The following is a 15,810-nucleotide window of genomic DNA, read 5'->3' on the forward strand; positions in this document are numbered from 1 at the left end:
TTCCGCTTGGGCTTGGCTTGAAGCTCAAGGTCATTCAATCACGCGTACTCTAAAACCGACAAAGTAAAAACTCGTAAAACTAGCGTCAAAAACGTAAATATGGAACATAAGACATTGTTAAATATCAAGTTACCAGAGTTTACACTTTAGTAACAAAGCGCCAACCTTGTCACAGTTATGGCGCTTAAATAGACCAATTATCTAAAATTCAGCGGTAGTAAATCACCCCGTTTCTAGCACTCGATTAACATTTTTCATTAGGTGCCCAATATCGACAGCACGACTCACTTTTGTTTCTGCCGTCAATCCCATTGACCATTGCAACCGCACCAAGCTCTCGTGACTAAGCGGCTTAAGGTTACTTTCCCATTCAATCCAATCCTCGACATCACCGTGGCACGCTAGCACTAAGTCAATGCCAGCGTCTTGTACCTGTTTACAACGCTCCGCTATCGGTCCTCTTAAACTCTCCATATATACGCAGTCTGAGATAAGGCTGCCACCGAAACCCATTTGTTCTCGTAACAGGGACTTCACGGTTGTTGTAGACACTGAGGCTGGTTTATTGTCGACACCAGATATAACAAGGTGAGCCACCATTGCCATCGGCGCGCAGTGTAGTTGGGTAAAAGGGTAAAAATCGGTCTGTTCTAGCTCAGATAGTGGAGCATTGATGACAGGACGGGTTTTGTGGCTGTCCTCTGTTGCCCTCCCGTGGCCGGGAATGTGTTTAAGCATCGGCATGACGCCGGCTTCCATATGGCCTTGCACATAAACTTTTGCCAATTCAGTGACTATTTCCGGATCTGAGTGAAAACAACGGTTAGACATCACAGTGTCGGCGCCATTGACCAAGAGATCCAATATAGGTCCACAGTTGGCATTAAAACCCAGTTCTGCCATTTCCGTTGCCATAGCAAAGCTAGTGTCATAGGTTGCCTGTTTTGCGAGCGCCAAATCTTTGTCTGCCAACTCAGAAAAATCGCCATAAATTGGATAACGCTGCCACTCTTCTCCTTGTAGATACTGGATTCTCCCGCCTTCTTGGTCAGTCGTGACCATGACGAGCTCTTCTCCAACGGCATCTTTAAAGGTTTGAATCAGCTTAGCGAGCTGCGCTTTTGTTACTACATTTTGACGGCTGATCATCAGTCCAAATGGGCGATATTCGCGAATAAAAGCTAACTGTTGTTTAGTGAATTCGGTTCCAGGAAAGCCAATCACTAATGCCGACCGAGAGCGTGCTATTGGGTTGTTCGGCTGCATGCTTTTTCCTCTTATGTTGTACGATAAGCCCATTTTTACTTCAATTTGAACCAGTTCAAGAATTAAGCTCGATATTAACGATTTTTCTTTATTGTTAACTTTGCCTCGTAAAGACTGGCCTACAAAATTGTCATTTACACTAGGTTTTACTCTTTGGAGTTGGTTTAAATTGATCAGTGAATTGCGAAACATCAGTTTTAGAAACAAGTTGATTTTGGTCTTCTTGTTATTGTCACTCGCACCTATCGCTCTGATTTCCAGCGTGTTTTACTCTTCTTTTGTCAAAAACAACCAACAACAAGTTTATGAGAACCTTTTCTCGCTAGCTCAAGCTAAACGGGCAGCTATCAATCAATACATGGAAACGCTTCAGCAGCAAATCTATCACCAGAGTGATACCGATTTTGTAAGCTATTCGATGAGCCAATTTTACGGTTTTCCGTATGCGTTCAATTTGATTGACCCAGATCCAGAATCGGCCGCTCGCCTCTTACGATCAAGCTATGCTCAGCACAAAGATTTTAAGTCTGTACCCGCGACAATCCATGGCGCTTCAGGAACATACGAACAAGTCCATGGCCGTTTTAATACCGGATTTCGGCAGTTCATTGAACGAAGTGAGTTTAGTGACCTTCTACTAGTCAACTTGCACGGTCACGTGCTTTACAGCTATCGGAAAGATTCCTATTTTGGAGCTGACCTAAGCGACTCAGAATTCATGGATAGTGCACTTTCTGAAGCGTTTAGGGACGCCCAGCAAATAATTCCGTCAAACAATCCTGCAATTCACGGCGATCCTAAAAGAGAGATTGGCCATTTCAGCGATTTTAAGTTTGACCCGGTTACTGGTGAGATGAACGCCTATTTTATTTCTCCGTTAAACAACCACTCTCGCGTCTCTGGCTTTATCATTTATGTTCTACCTAGCCAATCGATAACCAACTTACTCAAAGGTGTCGGACAACTTGGCAGCGCCACTGAAGTTTACGTCGTTAACGAACGAGCCCAAGCCATATCGGAGCTTATGCACCCTCACCCGTCTTTTTCTGATCTAGAAGGTGAAAAGGTTCATCCACCAAGTCTAAATCTCGAAACAATTAGGCGCGCTCAAAATGGTGAGCAGGGTGTCATGAACACTACAAACTATGTATCTGAACCAGTCCTGTCCGCCTATGAATATGTCGACATTGGTGATTTGCGTTGGTCGATTGTCGTAGAACAAGACGAGAGTGTGGCCCAAGCGACCAGTCGAAAGTTTGGTCAGCAAATTGTTTTCTTCGGCGCACTGTTTATCGCTACAGTGATAGCGATTGTTTACTGGCTGTCACGATCACTGACGCAACCGCTCGACTCACTCATGAATGCGACAGAGTCATTGACTTACGGAGAGACACTTCCAGAAATAGTAGGTGCACACCGCAAAGATGAGATAGGACGTCTTGCATCCCGGTTTGACATTATGGCTAAAGCTGTCAGGCGACAACTTGAAGTAATAAATGATAAAAATCGAGAGCTGGAGGAGAAAGTTGAACTTATCGATAGTCAAAATAGTGCTTTGATTCATGCAGATAAAGTGAAAGACGAGTTTCTTGCGAATACCTCCCATGAACTTAGAACTCCGCTTACAGGGGTAATAGGAATTGGTCAATCGATGATAGAGGGTGTCGCCGGCCCGCTCGAAGATAAGCAAAAACAGCAGCTTTCAATAATGCTAAGTGGTGCTCAACGCCTCTCTCACCTAGTGGATGACCTACTGGATTTTCACAAAATAAAGAACAACAAACTGCGTGTTGAGCTTGGCGCTGTCGACGTAAAAAGAAGTGTCGAAAGTGTTGTTTCGCTATCGCAATCATTACTGGAAAAAAGTGCGCTAGAAATAGAGCTGATCTTACCTTCCGACAAATTGATAGCGTATGCAGACAGTATTCGTCTTGAACAAGTGATGCACAATTTGCTTAGCAATGCGATTAAATTTTCCGAGTCAGGGAAGATTACCGTTGCCTTAAGTCAGAGCTCGCAACAACACATAGGTATTTCGGTGACGGATACTGGTGTTGGCATCGAATCCGAGCATCATCGAGACATTTTTGACCCATTCACACAAGTTAACTTAGGGAACACACGTTCTAAAAATGGCAGTGGTTTAGGCTTAGCGATTTCTTCCCAATTGGTCACGTTAATGGGAGGGAACCTTAAAGTAGAAAGCCAATTAGGCGAAGGCAGTTGTTTTAGCTTTGAACTACCCGAGTTTAATGGGGCTGTACACAATGATTCAAATACATTATCTCACTATCAATGGCCATCTTATGGCAGCCACTTAGAGACTGAGCTGTCTGACCTACCAAATAGTGACAAGGTAACTAGTTCGCAAGGTACCATTCTTGTGGTTGATGACGAAATACTCAATCTGCAAGTTTTGCACAACCAACTGAGTTTGGCTTCTTATCAAGTCTTGTTATTCACAGATGGCTATAAAGCACTGGACTACTTAAACCACAATCGGGTGGATCTGGTTGTTTTAGATTTAATGATGCCGCAAATTAGTGGCTTACAAATGGCAAAAACCATTCGAAACAACGAGAAGCTTGCCAGCTTGCCTATTCTGCTACTAACCGCCAAAGGCCAAACCAAAGACCTGTTGCATAGTTTTGAGTCAGGTGTTGATGACTATTTACGAAAACCGTTTTTGCAACATGAGTTACTGGCTCGAGTTGGGCATCTATTAAAAGCCAACCAATCGGATAAGAATCTACAAGAAAACAAGCTGCTGAAAGCCGAAGTTGCTAAACATTTAGAAACGGAAGCCCATCTAAAAGCTGGTCAAGGAAGAATGCAGCAGTTGTTGGAGAAAATCGATGACGCCATTTTAAGCGTGAACGTGTTCAATCAAATCACTTTTGCCAACCCTGCTGCACTGACAATTCTTGAACATACCAATAAAGACTTAGTCGGTCGCGATATTAATGACTTTATTCACCAACAAGGTGGTAACGCCTTTAACTTTGGTGAATTAGAGAAATTAGACGATGGGCAAGAAAACCTATCTAGACATACGATCATTGAAATCTATAACGATGAAGGTGTTATTCAATCTTTGTCTGCACAACTATTCAAAACAGGCCATGCTCAAAACGTTGAATGGCATATCTTGGTCACATTAGCTTCCACTACCCAATCTGTACTGAATTCAACTGAACTCGCTGATAATACCAATTCAGAATCCGAGTTTCGAAAGAATCTAGTCACTTTGATGAACGACTCACTCACAGTATGGCAGGAAGCGACTGGCGGTTCTAAAGTTACACTGGCCGAAAAGAGCAAGATTTGGAGTGTGTACTTGGATAGAAGCTCTGCGCAAACTCGAACTTTGGATAAGTATTTCTTAGAGCAAACACTACCGAAAAAGCCGCGTTGGCGTGACGTTCTGCGCACGGCAAGTTATGTTTCTCATCATGCAGATGAAAGAAGACATAAAGAGTTACTGGCTCGTATTGCTAGCACTAGTAACAAAGTTAGACGTTACTTAAACGATCGTTAATCGAAGCGATGTCGACCACCGCTTCGTCGATTTGTACCGAGCCAAGATTATTTGGTATGTTCAGACTCACTCAACACAACAATCGGCGTCTTGACGCTGTTTGCCAAGAAGCAAGCATGATGGGCTTTATCGTGGAGCCTACTAATTTGCTCATCGGAAACCAAACCACTAAATTTTATCTTGGGGTGCAATTCGATTTTACTAAATGACATGGCTCCGCTTTCGTTTCGAGCCAATGTGCCTCGTGCTTGATCTATGTACTCTTCGACAACTAGCTTTTCTTTGGCAGCAAAATGTAAAAAGAACAGCATATGGCAGCTAGATAGTGAAGCAACAAAAGCCTCCTCAGGGTCCACCAACTTAGAGTCTGAATAGGGTTCTGGAACCACCGCTGGAGATGGCGATGCTTGGATTTTACTTCCTCCATCAAACGTCCACTCGTGAACACGGCTATATCGATTATCTACAAACACGTCATTGTTTTGCTTAGACCAGTTAACCGTTGCAACATGCTCAGACATCTCATTCTCCTTGTTTCGTCTTAAGTCATTGCAAATTATGCTTGCTTAGCATTGCCACAAGAAGCGATGATTACTCATAGTGTTTTGAATAAATCTAATATCATGAATCCATCAGATCTCGCTCGGTTGTATACTTTCTCAGTTGTCGCCGAGCATAAAAGTTATAGTCGAGCCGCAAAGCAGTTACATGTAAGCCCCAGTGCAATTAGCCACCAAATGAAGCAGCTTGAGGCGAACATTGGCAACCCTCTAGTCATTAGGCGATCAAAAGGGGTCGATCTAACCCCTTCTGGTGCTGAGCTGGCAAACCATTTAAAGCACGGAATCAGCCAGATTGAACGTGGCTTGAACATAGCTAAAAACACTAGACACGCTCGAATCGTGATAGCCGGGATACCATCCATCGTCGAGATGTTGCTACTGCCAAACTTACCAAAACTACAAAATGATCTTCCTGACGTTCAGATAGAACTGGTCACCTCACATCAATTTTTGGATCTCGAAAGCTCAGGTGTCGACTATCAGGTTCACTTTGGAGATGGCCAATATGGCACAACTACCGACAGTGTGTTTCTAGCAAATGAATGGGTCTACCCTGTTGGGCGAACTATCGACCAAACAGATCATACGTTAGACCAATGGATTGAGCTGCAGGGATACATTGAATATCGATCTGGTCTAGAAGACAGACCGGGAGCGCCAAACTGGTCTCAATGGTTAACCACATTGAACTACCCAACATTGGAAAAAACACCCAATCTGTTACTTCCGCAAATAAATATGATTATGCAAGCGACAGCCAACGGGTTAGGTGTTGCCTTAGCATGGCATCAGCTTTGTAAACAAAGTCTGTCGCGACTTGGACTCTGTCGTTTAACGGACGAAGCGATGAAAACGGCCTTTGACTATTACGTTATATTTCCTAGCCAGACCAAAACCACGAATCAACACCAGATAGTATGCCGCTGGCTAGAGAGCTTGTTTACCCAATACTGCCCTAATGGGGACAATGATTAGTAGTGTTGCAGAAACCTTAAGCAACTTGTTCGCTAGAGTGCTGTTGCTGAACGTCGACATACTTCTTAATATCAACCCCGTCCATCTGCCCCGACGGCAAGTACATCCTCGCGTATTTGATGTAAGTGCCGCTGGTTAAAAACAGCATAAATAAATCCATGTCTAAATGCTGGTCAAGAGCCATCTTGTACATGATGTCGACGGCAACACTCAAAGGTTTTGCTTTTTTGTATGGCCTGTCGGCAGCGGTTAAAGCTTCAAAAATGTCCGCTATCACCAGAATGCGCTCAGGAATCGACAAATCTTCTGCTTTGAGTTTTCTTGGGTAACCTGTTCCAATCAAGGTTTCGTGATGCGTTGACGCATAACGCGGTACACGTTTTAGCTCTTCAGGGAATGGTAGCGCTTCGAGCATTTTTATACCGCTGATCATATGCTCGTTTATTTTGTATCTTTCTTCTTTGGTGAGCGTGCCGCGAGAGATCGACAAGTTGTATATCTCTCCTTGGTTACTCAGCAATTCGGGTACATCCATTTTTATCCCCAATTTCGGGTCAAAAGTCACAGGTTCAGTGCGTTTAAAAATATGCTCAGGTCTGTCGCTGAGTAGAAACTCTCTTGCAGGTAGCGCCGCTGCCACTGACGGCTTATGCATTTCTTCGATAGGTCCAAGCCCCAATCTATCGTCAAAATGTCTTAACCATGTTTGTGACGCGATATGTTTAATTTTTTCTACATCTTTATCGCCAAGAAATTCCCCGCCCACATTACATTTGGCAATGAAAGCAAAGTCTTGCTGCAACGCCTGTTGCTTTTCTTTGAGTTGAGCTTTAGCGACTGAGACGTCTGCTTTTTCGTGATAGATTTCTTTTAGATAGTCGATTTCAGCGTCACGCCATAACACTTCAAAACGCATGCGAACTTCGTGAATTCGGTTATAAATAGCTTCTAACTTGGTGCCCTTGTCGACAATATGTTCCGGCGTTGTAATCTTTCCGCAATCATGCAACCAGGCCGCAATACGGAACTCTCTTCTCTCAGCGTCATTTTTGAACTTGAAGTCTTTAAATTTGCCCTCAGATTGTTCTTCAACAATTTGTGCAAACAGCAATCCAAGTTCTGGAACTCGATTACAATGTCCTGCTGTGTACTTCGACTTGTCATCGATTGCTTGTGCAATCAGCTTAATAAAGCTTTCAACAAAAGCTTGCTGATGCAACTCGTGCGCTTTGATTTCTAATGCCATTTCTTTGATTGATTTAGAAAGCTGCCACACCTCTTTGATATTGGAATCGACAAAATCCACTTCATCAAATTTTCTTGATTTAATCTTTTGTGTTTCTTCAGTTAAACGAGTAATTGGAGTAACAATCGGTGTACCGAACAACCAAGCGACGGGCAGCAAAACCGCCATAATGGTGAGTGTCATACTGATCGAAGTCCAAAGTTGCTGGTTCGCTTCTGCTGTTACTACAGTTTTTGGAATAAGAACCACCAGATACTCCCCACTTGGATTGTTTTTGAACAAAGGAGCGACATAAACATAGCGTTCGCTCCCATCAACGTTTTGTTCAAGGATCTGTTGATGAGTTTCTGGCTGGTCAATTCGAGCCACAACGTTGGAGTAGTTGAGATGCTTACTTTTGGCTGTTGATTCACCAAACCATTTTTCTTCTAATGCTTTGCGATAAGATTCTGGGATGGCTAAGATCGCCTTGTTAATAATGTTGAGCACTGGCCGCTGCTCTTCATGAACTTGCAGATGAAAAGGCATCATAGGCAGTTCTTTCAACTCGACCAGTGACAGGTTATCGCCCGATTGACGAATCAATATTTGTTGGAGCACAGGCGTGACATCAACCAAGACTTCTACTTCACCTCGATTAAGTGCATTCAGTGAGTCCCTAGAACTCGTGTAAGTGACAAATTCGGATGTGGATAGGTAAGGTAATAGATGTAAGTCAAAACCACGCTCTTCAACAATACCAACACGAATATTGTCTAAATCAGATAAGTTCGTGATATTTCGCTCCTCATGAGAGAGAAACGAGATTGGCAATTGGAAGAGAGGCAAGCTAGAAATTCCAACCCGACTTCCCGACGCTTGAAGCATCTGAAGGCGTTGTGCCGCGAATTGATCTTTTAGATCTCGCCAACTAAAACCATTGACGTACTCAAAACTGAGGCCTGTCATTTGAGCAATTGCATTTACTAAATCAACGGAATAGCCGTCGGGTCGACCTGAACTAGCGTAATCAATTGGCGACCAATCATTTTGGTTCGAGACTAACATTGAATCAGAAAAGATAACAAAGCTGCGTTCTTGTTCAGACAAAGTTAGGTTCGGTAATTCTGGTAAGGATACGGTAGGGTTTCTCGCTTGATTGGTTGCCACCAGCTCGCCAGAACTGCCAATGACATAAGCTTCTATCCCTTGAGCATCGGCTAAGCCTAGTGTTTCATTGGTTAACTTCTCATTGACAGAAGAAAGCACAATATCAATACCAATAACCACCGAATCACTTTTTACCGAATAGGTCTGACCGGTAATTTTCAAGTGTTTAAACAAATACGGATTGGTTTTAAACACCCCTTGTTTGCCAGCACCTTCGTACCAAGGGCGTTGTGTCGGGTAATAGTTACTGTTTTCGTAGAGCTGGCGTGTTTGTACTAAGTCTTGAGTTAAAAAACGAGTGGATTTTATTCTACTAATACCCTCTTCATACACTTCAATCACGGCCCAGCGTTCATTGTCCGTCGCTTGCATCCGCTCTCTAACAATAGGTGCAGAGTTAAGATTGATAATTTGATAGAAACTGTCGTCTTTTCGCGCGTAGTAAATACTGTAAAACAGAGGGTTATCACTGAGTACCTGAATCAACAATTCTCTAATTTCTTGTTGAGTGAACTGACCATCTGAAGCAATCGACACATGGCGAAGTACTTTCGCGTTACTTGATGCAGTTACATCGATATCTTTCACAAAGTCACTCACGTCTGCTGACGCCATCGCCAATTGTCGCAATATTTGCTCTTGTGACATAGAACGCGCAAAATAATACTGAGTCGCGATAGCAAACACCGCCGTTACTAATGTCGCCAGCAAAAACATGGTTCCAACAGTAAAGCGAATAGAGAATCTTCTAGCCGTTAACGTTTTAACATTCATGCCCAAATCCGAACCTTAGAGCAGTTTTATTATTGGTTTTCCACATAAGTGTAGTTGCCAATTCAAAAATATATCCTCATTGATGCATATATTTTCATTTTAATGAGAACTCAATCGTTATGAACTGATGGATTCGTAGTCGAATTTACGGCACCAGAAAGGCCCATTCATTACCAAGCTCAAGTAAAAAGACTCTTCGCCGAGCCCATTAAAAAACCGCCCTTGCTGAATTTTTCAGTCGACAATCGTAGTTGGTTGCGATATTTTTGGATGTATAGACGTCCAGATTTACAAAGGAAGTAAGACAGTGCCAATCAAGATCCCTGACCAATTGCCTGCGAGTGATGTGCTTAGAAAAGAAAACATCTTTATCATGTCTGAATCGAGAGCATCGACTCAGGAAATACGCCCGCTTAAGGTATTGATCTTAAATTTGATGCCCAAAAAGATAGAAACGGAGACTCAGTTTCTACGCTTACTGTCCAACTCTCCTCTGCAAGTGGATGTCGAGCTGTTAAGAATCGATGACCGCCCTAGTAAAAACACGCCAACTGACCACATGGATAATTTCTATCGTCAGTTTGAAATGGTCAAAAACCGAAATTTTGACGGTTTGATAATCACTGGAGCACCGCTTGGCTTAGTGCAATTTGAAGACGTGATCTATTGGGATCACCTGCGCACAATTATGGAATGGGCAAAAAGTCATGTAACGTCATCTTTATATGTCTGTTGGGCGGCTCAAGCTGGACTCAAGTTACTGTACGACCTACCTAAACGAACTCGTAAAGAAAAGCTATCTGGCGTTTATCGCCACGTTATTCACGACCCTTGTAATCCAATACTGAGAGGGTTTGATGATACATTTCTTGCACCCCATTCACGATATGCAGATTTTTCACAAGAATTTTTAACAGAAAATACAGACCTTGATATTCTCGCAACCTCAGATGTTGCCGGCGTCTATCTCGCTGCTACCAAAGACAAGCGTAACGTCTTTGTAACCGGGCACCCAGAGTACGATTCTCATACGCTTCACAACGAGTATGTTCGCGACCTTGGCGAAGGGATGGAACCACAAATTCCTGTAAACTATTACCCCAACAACAATCCAGACAATCCGCCAAAAGCGAGCTGGCGCAGTCATGGGCATTTGCTGTTTACTAACTGGCTTAACTACTGTGTTTACCAGCAAACCCCTTATGATTTGGACGGCTTTAGCGAAGATAAATTTACCAAAGACGTTTAGTTCATCTAAATTACCTACAAATAAAGAGCCAACGACTGGCTCTTTATTTTTGGCTTTCCACAAGTTGCACCAAACAAACTGATACCTAAGTCGCATAGGATGACTCAACCTCTGTCAATTGAACTCAAGCGCCATAGAATATCTAGCTAAATCAACTGCACATTGCACCTAACACCGATTCGGAGTAAATGAATGAAACACATTGCTATTGTGTCAGCGTTATTTTTATCAGCATGTGTCACGATGGAAACCGGAGAGGTATCCAAACCCGTAGGCGATCCGATTGAGAGAGCTGAAACGCGTATCGCCCTTGGTATCGGATATATGGAACAAGGTGACATGGGACGCGCACGCGAAAACTTGGAATTGGCGCTAAAGCACGCGCCGAGTTACTATCGCGCACAAATCACCTTGGCGCACTATTTCGAGCAAGTCGGTGAAAACGATGCCGCTCATGACATGTATAAACGCTCGCTGCGTCAGAATCCAAGAAACGGTAATGTACTCAACAACTTTGGAACGTTTTTGTGCAAACAAGGCGATTACCAGACCGCAGATCGATACTTTAACCGAGCGATTGAGCAACCTTACTATTACTTAATTTCCGCAAGTTATGAAAATGCGGCCTTTTGCGCGGCCAAATCTGGTAATGACGAGAAAGCCCGCCACTACTTCGAACGTACTTTGGATTATGATCCCAACCGCCCTCGTTCTATTTTGCACCTAGCAAAACTTGAAATAGACAGCCAAGACTTTACCGAGGCGCGTTTAAGATTAATGAGATTTCACCAGTCTTATGGCTTAACGGTTCCTTCACTTTCTCTCTTAGTCAGTTTAGAGAGTAAGGCCGGTAACAAGGCATTGGAAACCAAATACCAAAGCCAACTGGACAAACTAAAAGCCAAACAGGCTTCTTAGCTTTTACACTAAGCCGCGCGTGATCTTTTAGTATTTCAGCGCGGCGCATTCAACATTCCCTATTCCTTGCGTTTTCTCTTCTTAGATATTGCTTTCTCGCGGGCGCGGATTTTCAAATGCTCACGAACCAAAACAATGACGAAACCAATGAGCAAAGCCAATCCGAGCAGACCAAATCCGATCAAAATTAAGTCACAAATCCATTCAGGTCGACACGGTAGATAAATCTCGATTTCCATCGTTTCACACCTCCGTTAAATTGACTATCGACCAAAGAGATAGCGAAGCTTTGCTCTTACCAATACCATCAAATTTGATTACACTAGCGGCCCTTATTCAGAACACGACAAAAAAATATGGCCGCAACTCGAGTCGTCCTCTACGTTAAGGACAAATGCCCGCACTGCAAAGATGCACAACGTTATCTGGACAGTAAACGAATCAAGTATCGATTGTGCAATGCCAAGATGCAAAGAGGTCGCAAAGAATTGGACGCCATTGGTGCGCGTTCGTTGCCTGTACTAAAGATTGGTGACCGCATCATGATTGGCTGGAATCCGGGTAACTTTGAAAAGATGTTTAAAAGTTAAACGTCTAACGGCGATTCGATTTTACAAACTCTAAAAACGCCCGGTCGGCTTTAGATAAATAACCGTTCTTGCGGTGCGCCAACACCAAATTGAAATAAACCGGTTCTTTAAATGGGGTTGCTACCAAACCGGGTTCATTGTCTGTCACCAACTTAAGTAATGCGGTCACCGCAAACTCGTGTTTAACGACATTCAAAATGAATGGTAACAAATTGGTTTCAAATCCAATTTTTGGTGTTGAGTCTAAACTCACTGCGATTTGGTCAAGAAAATTTCGATGGAAATACCCCGGTTTGAACATCACTAGTTCTTCATCAAAAAACTCTTCAAAACTCACCGATTTTTTTTTCACAAAAGGATGCGAATCAGAACTCACGGCGACCATTTCCGCATCAATCATAGTTTCACACTGCAACGCGTCTGGCGCTGAATCTTGAACTACGACGCCGAGGTCTATCTCGCCTTTTAACAACATTTGTTGAACCAACTGGGTTCCCGCATCAATGATCGTCAGTTTTAGTTTGGGGTAACGATTTTTAAACGCCATCAGCAGTGGCGGCAGGTAATAGGAGGCAATCATGCTTGGCGCACCAATTCTCACCTCTCCTTTTTCCAGCCCTGTTAACTCATTCATTGCAAGCTGGGCATCAGCCAGATCTCGTAATACTTGCTCAGCGTGATGAAGCAAAACCCGCCCTTCTTCAGTTAGCGCTATCTGTTTGTCTTCGCGATGAAACAATACAATGCCTAGCTGCTGCTCCAATTTCTTAATTGAAATACTTAAAGCAGGTTGAGCAATATTCAAATTTTGCGCGGCCCGAGTAAAACTCAAGCAGGACGCGACTTCATAAAAGTGGCGTAGCTGACGACTTTCCATAATAATTTTTAATAGGTTTAATAATTTTAATATATTTTTTTAATTCACAGGCTATTGCTACTCTGATCACAGTTTCAGATAGAGGAAGCAAAATGATCCGTTATAAAAGTGCTGAATATCGACAAGTGACACTCAGCTTAGCCTTAGGCTCATTTCTTATCTTTGCGAATTTGTATGTGTTCCAGCCAATGCTGCCTGAGTTTGCCCAATCACTTGGCTACACGGCCAGTTTAACCAACTGGATATTCGCTGGCTCAACTCTCGCCCTCGCACTTTTTATGATCCCTTGGGCCATCGTTTCCGATGCAGTAGGCCGAAGAGTCATTATGGTAAGCGGGCTACTTGCTGTCCCTTTGCTGTCATTCACTATGCTTTGGTTTGAATCGTTTTGGCTTATCGTAATGGCCCGTGTCGCCATTGGTATTGCACTAGCCGCTTTTGCCTCCGTAGCGGTTGCGTTTATGGCAGAAGAGCTCGATAGCATAGCCTTCAAATATGCGATTGGAGGCTATATTGCGGCGAACTCGTTAGGTGGCATTTTTGGGCGCTTGTTGGGCGGCATGATCACCGAACATTTTGACTGGCAAATTGCCGTCACTGTACTGGCTGTTCTCACGTCTGTTGGCGCCATATTGGTTTTTAAAAACCTACCTCAAGCTCGTCATTTTAAACCTCAGCCAGTTAGCCTGAAACATCAGCTAACAAATATCGCTGCGCATATCGGCAACCCTAAACTTGTGCTCGCGATGATGATCGGTGGGTGTAATTTTGCGCTGTTTGTAAACTTGTATTCAATTTCAGGATTTAGATTGGTCGCCTCCCCCTTTCATATGTCCTTGGGCATGGCAGCTTTACTGTATCTTTGTTACTTGGCGGGTACGATAAGTTCAAAACTAACCGGTCAATGGACTAAAAAATACTGCGAAGCCAAAGGCATTTTCGTTGGCTGTCTGATATCACTGATGGGAATGTTGGTTGCTTACCTTCCTTCGGTAACAGCAATTATTGCTGGCTTATTGCTGATCAGTTTTGGTGCTTTTTTTGTTCATACCTTGGCCTATTCTTGGGTCAGTGCTAACGCAACTCATGCAAGAGCGACGGCAACGGCCTTGTATTTGGTGTTCTACTACGCTGGCGGCAGTTTAGGTGGTTTTTGGCTTTTGCATTGGTGGGAACAATATCAGTGGGCTGGTGTGATCGTTTCTGCTAGTGGATTGTATGCGTTTATTGCTTGGGCCAGTTACAAATTGGCAATCACCCAAGATCAAGCCGAGCGCGTTGCAACCTAACATCAAGTCAGAACTCAAGGTCGGTGTTCAATACACTTTCTGTTATCATGCCGCGCATAATTAACAATGAAGCTAGATTGTCGTGTCAGAAAATAAACACATAGAACAAAGCGTGGAAAACTGGTTAAACGATGCGGTTGTCGGTTTAAACCTGTGTCCCTTTGCGGCGAAGCCACAACGCAACGGCCAAATCAAAATAGCAGTAAGCAATGCCACTGAAGAATACCAACTCCTGTCTGATATTCTATTGGAGTTAAAAACACTTGAAGCCTCCCAACCGAATGAGCTTGAAACTACATTGGTTGTCATTCCAGACATGCTGCAAAGCTTTGACGACTACAACTGGTACATTGATTGGGTTGAAACGCTAATAACTGAAAACGAATGGGACGGCGTGTTTCAGGTTGCAACTTTTCACCCTGATTATTGTTTCGCTGACGTCGCACCTGACGATGAAGAAAATCTAACTAATCGAGCACCGTATCCGATTTTCCATCTCATTCGTGAAGAGAGTATGGAAAAGGTATTAGCACATTACCCAGATCCCGAATCGATTCCTGACAATAACATCGCGCGGGTTAAAGCCCTAACAGCAAAAGAAAAGCGCCAGATTTTCCCTTATCTATTTCAATAAAACCAACGTCAAGCGTAGTTCAAACCTTTTGCCTTTGTTACACTGCGCTCAGATTTGAACAGAGTTAACACCATGAAATACAGCCAATTAGATCAAACCTTGTTTGACCATTTGTACAAAGATATCTCAGAATTCAGAACCACTTTTGACTTGCCAGTCAACCAACCTAATACACTTGATGATCAAGCTGATACGCTTCATACGTCCCTAGCGATTGAAGAGCTAACGGAACTAGCTGAGGCGGACAGCAAAATCGAACAAGCTGATGCCATTATCGACAGTGTTTACGTACTGGTAGGCAGACTTGTTCATCTCGGCAATTCGAAAATAGAAGACAATCAAACTATTAGTTACTTAATTGACCTGTTGCTTAACGTTGCAAAAAATCGAGAAATCGAATTTTTACCATGTTGGGATGAAGTGCATTCGAGCAATATGAGTAAAGTGTGTCGCAACGAGCAAGAATACGCAGAAACCGAAGCTCACTACGCTGAGCAAGGTATCAAACTTATGGCGGTAGCCAAAGGCGAATACATCATCGCAAAATGCGCAGAAGATTTTATCTCCGAGGCAAAAACGATTAGGCAAGGAAAAGTCCTAAAATCGGTTTACTACCGCCCTGCCGACCTAAGTAACCTGGTATAAGCCGTCTAGTCACACAGTTTGGCTTCCAGACTAAAAAAACGGTAAAAACCAAATAGACAAAGGCCACATTGTGGCCTTTGTTATTACCCGTTTTGAT

General features: G+C 43.3%; 13 protein-coding genes. 8 read left to right on the plus strand and 5 right to left on the minus strand.

What is annotated here, in order from left to right:
- Positions 1-222: 222 nt before the first annotated feature.
- Positions 223-1,266, minus strand: a complete 1,044-nt coding sequence (locus ACXAFJ_RS06645) for a glycoside hydrolase family 3 N-terminal domain-containing protein (protein ID WP_475322285.1) — start codon at positions 1,264-1,266, stop codon at positions 223-225.
- A 169-nt stretch (positions 1,267-1,435) separates the two neighbouring features.
- Here ACXAFJ_RS06645 and ACXAFJ_RS06650 point away from each other — a divergent pair, with 169 nt between their 5' ends.
- Positions 1,436-4,804: an ATP-binding protein gene (locus tag ACXAFJ_RS06650; protein ID WP_475322287.1), complete on the plus strand. Its 3,369-nt coding sequence runs from the start codon at positions 1,436-1,438 to the stop codon at positions 4,802-4,804.
- Between the two features lie 47 nt (positions 4,805-4,851).
- Here ACXAFJ_RS06650 and ACXAFJ_RS06655 read toward each other — a convergent pair whose 3' ends face one another.
- Positions 4,852-5,325 carry an OsmC family protein gene (locus ACXAFJ_RS06655; protein ID WP_475322288.1) on the minus strand — a complete coding sequence of 158 codons (474 nt, stop codon included), beginning with the start codon at positions 5,323-5,325 and terminating at the stop codon, positions 4,852-4,854.
- A 102-nt stretch (positions 5,326-5,427) separates the two neighbouring features.
- Here ACXAFJ_RS06655 and ACXAFJ_RS06660 point away from each other — a divergent pair, with 102 nt between their 5' ends.
- On the plus strand, positions 5,428-6,342 hold the full coding sequence (locus ACXAFJ_RS06660; RefSeq protein WP_475322289.1) for a LysR family transcriptional regulator: 915 nt from the start codon (positions 5,428-5,430) through the stop codon (positions 6,340-6,342).
- A 16-nt stretch (positions 6,343-6,358) separates the two neighbouring features.
- On the opposite strand, the gene ACXAFJ_RS06665 is transcribed toward ACXAFJ_RS06660, so the two are convergent.
- Entirely contained in the window at positions 6,359-9,511 is a 3,153-nt protein-coding gene (locus tag ACXAFJ_RS06665) for an HD domain-containing phosphohydrolase (RefSeq protein WP_475322290.1), read from the minus strand.
- A gap of 307 nt (positions 9,512-9,818) precedes the next feature.
- Between ACXAFJ_RS06665 and metA the strand changes: the two genes are divergently transcribed.
- Both metA and pilW read left to right on the plus strand, forming a co-directional pair.
- Complete coding sequence (gene metA / locus ACXAFJ_RS06670) at positions 9,819-10,760, plus strand: homoserine O-succinyltransferase MetA (protein ID WP_475322292.1); 942 nt, start codon at positions 9,819-9,821, stop codon at positions 10,758-10,760.
- Positions 10,761-10,952: 192 nt separating this feature from the next.
- Complete coding sequence (gene pilW, locus ACXAFJ_RS06675; RefSeq protein WP_475322293.1) at positions 10,953-11,678, plus strand: type IV pilus biogenesis/stability protein PilW; 726 nt, start codon at positions 10,953-10,955, stop codon at positions 11,676-11,678.
- Positions 11,679-11,737: 59 nt separating this feature from the next.
- Here the strand turns inward: pilW and ACXAFJ_RS06680 are convergent, their stop codons facing one another.
- The gene (locus ACXAFJ_RS06680) at positions 11,738-11,917 is read right to left on the minus strand and encodes a hypothetical protein (RefSeq protein ID WP_475322294.1); all 180 of its coding nucleotides are present in this window, start codon (positions 11,915-11,917) and stop codon (positions 11,738-11,740) included.
- Between the two features lie 117 nt (positions 11,918-12,034).
- Here ACXAFJ_RS06680 and ACXAFJ_RS06685 point away from each other — a divergent pair, with 117 nt between their 5' ends.
- On the plus strand, positions 12,035-12,268 hold the full coding sequence (locus tag ACXAFJ_RS06685) for a glutaredoxin family protein (protein WP_475322296.1): 234 nt from the start codon (positions 12,035-12,037) through the stop codon (positions 12,266-12,268).
- A 4-nt stretch (positions 12,269-12,272) separates the two neighbouring features.
- Here ACXAFJ_RS06685 and ACXAFJ_RS06690 read toward each other — a convergent pair whose 3' ends face one another.
- Entirely contained in the window at positions 12,273-13,145 is an 873-nt protein-coding gene (locus ACXAFJ_RS06690; RefSeq protein WP_475322298.1) for a LysR family transcriptional regulator, read from the minus strand.
- A 92-nt stretch (positions 13,146-13,237) separates the two neighbouring features.
- Between ACXAFJ_RS06690 and ACXAFJ_RS06695 the strand changes: the two genes are divergently transcribed.
- The 3 genes from ACXAFJ_RS06695 to ACXAFJ_RS06705 all read left to right on the plus strand — a co-directional run bounded on the left by ACXAFJ_RS06695 (position 13,238) and on the right by ACXAFJ_RS06705 (position 15,713).
- Positions 13,238-14,434 carry an MFS transporter gene (locus ACXAFJ_RS06695; RefSeq protein WP_475322300.1) on the plus strand — a complete coding sequence of 399 codons (1,197 nt, stop codon included), beginning with the start codon at positions 13,238-13,240 and terminating at the stop codon, positions 14,432-14,434.
- A 76-nt stretch (positions 14,435-14,510) separates the two neighbouring features.
- On the plus strand, positions 14,511-15,068 hold the full coding sequence (locus ACXAFJ_RS06700; RefSeq protein ID WP_475324075.1) for a DUF1415 domain-containing protein: 558 nt from the start codon (positions 14,511-14,513) through the stop codon (positions 15,066-15,068).
- A 72-nt stretch (positions 15,069-15,140) separates the two neighbouring features.
- The gene (locus ACXAFJ_RS06705; protein ID WP_475322301.1) at positions 15,141-15,713 is read left to right on the plus strand and encodes a nucleoside triphosphate pyrophosphohydrolase family protein; all 573 of its coding nucleotides are present in this window, start codon (positions 15,141-15,143) and stop codon (positions 15,711-15,713) included.
- Positions 15,714-15,810 lie beyond the last annotated feature (97 nt).

The sequence above is a fragment of the Vibrio sp. ABH4_348 genome, assembly GCF_056159765.1.

Excerpts from the sequence above, each read along its gene's own strand:
- pilW (WP_475322293.1), top strand. The coding sequence starts at position 10,953 with ATGAAACACATTGCTATTGTGTCAGCGTTATTTTTATCAGCATGTGTC.
- ACXAFJ_RS06685 (WP_475322296.1), top strand. The coding sequence starts at position 12,035 with ATGGCCGCAACTCGAGTCGTCCTCTACGTTAAGGACAAATGCCCGCAC.
- ACXAFJ_RS06645 (WP_475322285.1), bottom strand. The coding sequence starts at position 1,266 with ATGCAGCCGAACAACCCAATAGCACGCTCTCGGTCGGCATTAGTGATT.
- ACXAFJ_RS06690 (WP_475322298.1), bottom strand. The coding sequence starts at position 13,145 with ATGGAAAGTCGTCAGCTACGCCACTTTTATGAAGTCGCGTCCTGCTTG.
- ACXAFJ_RS06660 (WP_475322289.1), top strand. The coding sequence starts at position 5,428 with ATGAATCCATCAGATCTCGCTCGGTTGTATACTTTCTCAGTTGTCGCC.
- ACXAFJ_RS06665 (WP_475322290.1), bottom strand. The coding sequence starts at position 9,511 with ATGAATGTTAAAACGTTAACGGCTAGAAGATTCTCTATTCGCTTTACT.
- ACXAFJ_RS06695 (WP_475322300.1), top strand. The coding sequence starts at position 13,238 with ATGATCCGTTATAAAAGTGCTGAATATCGACAAGTGACACTCAGCTTA.
- ACXAFJ_RS06655 (WP_475322288.1), bottom strand. The coding sequence starts at position 5,325 with ATGTCTGAGCATGTTGCAACGGTTAACTGGTCTAAGCAAAACAATGAC.
- ACXAFJ_RS06680 (WP_475322294.1), bottom strand. The coding sequence starts at position 11,917 with ATGGAAATCGAGATTTATCTACCGTGTCGACCTGAATGGATTTGTGAC.
- ACXAFJ_RS06705 (WP_475322301.1), top strand. The coding sequence starts at position 15,141 with ATGAAATACAGCCAATTAGATCAAACCTTGTTTGACCATTTGTACAAA.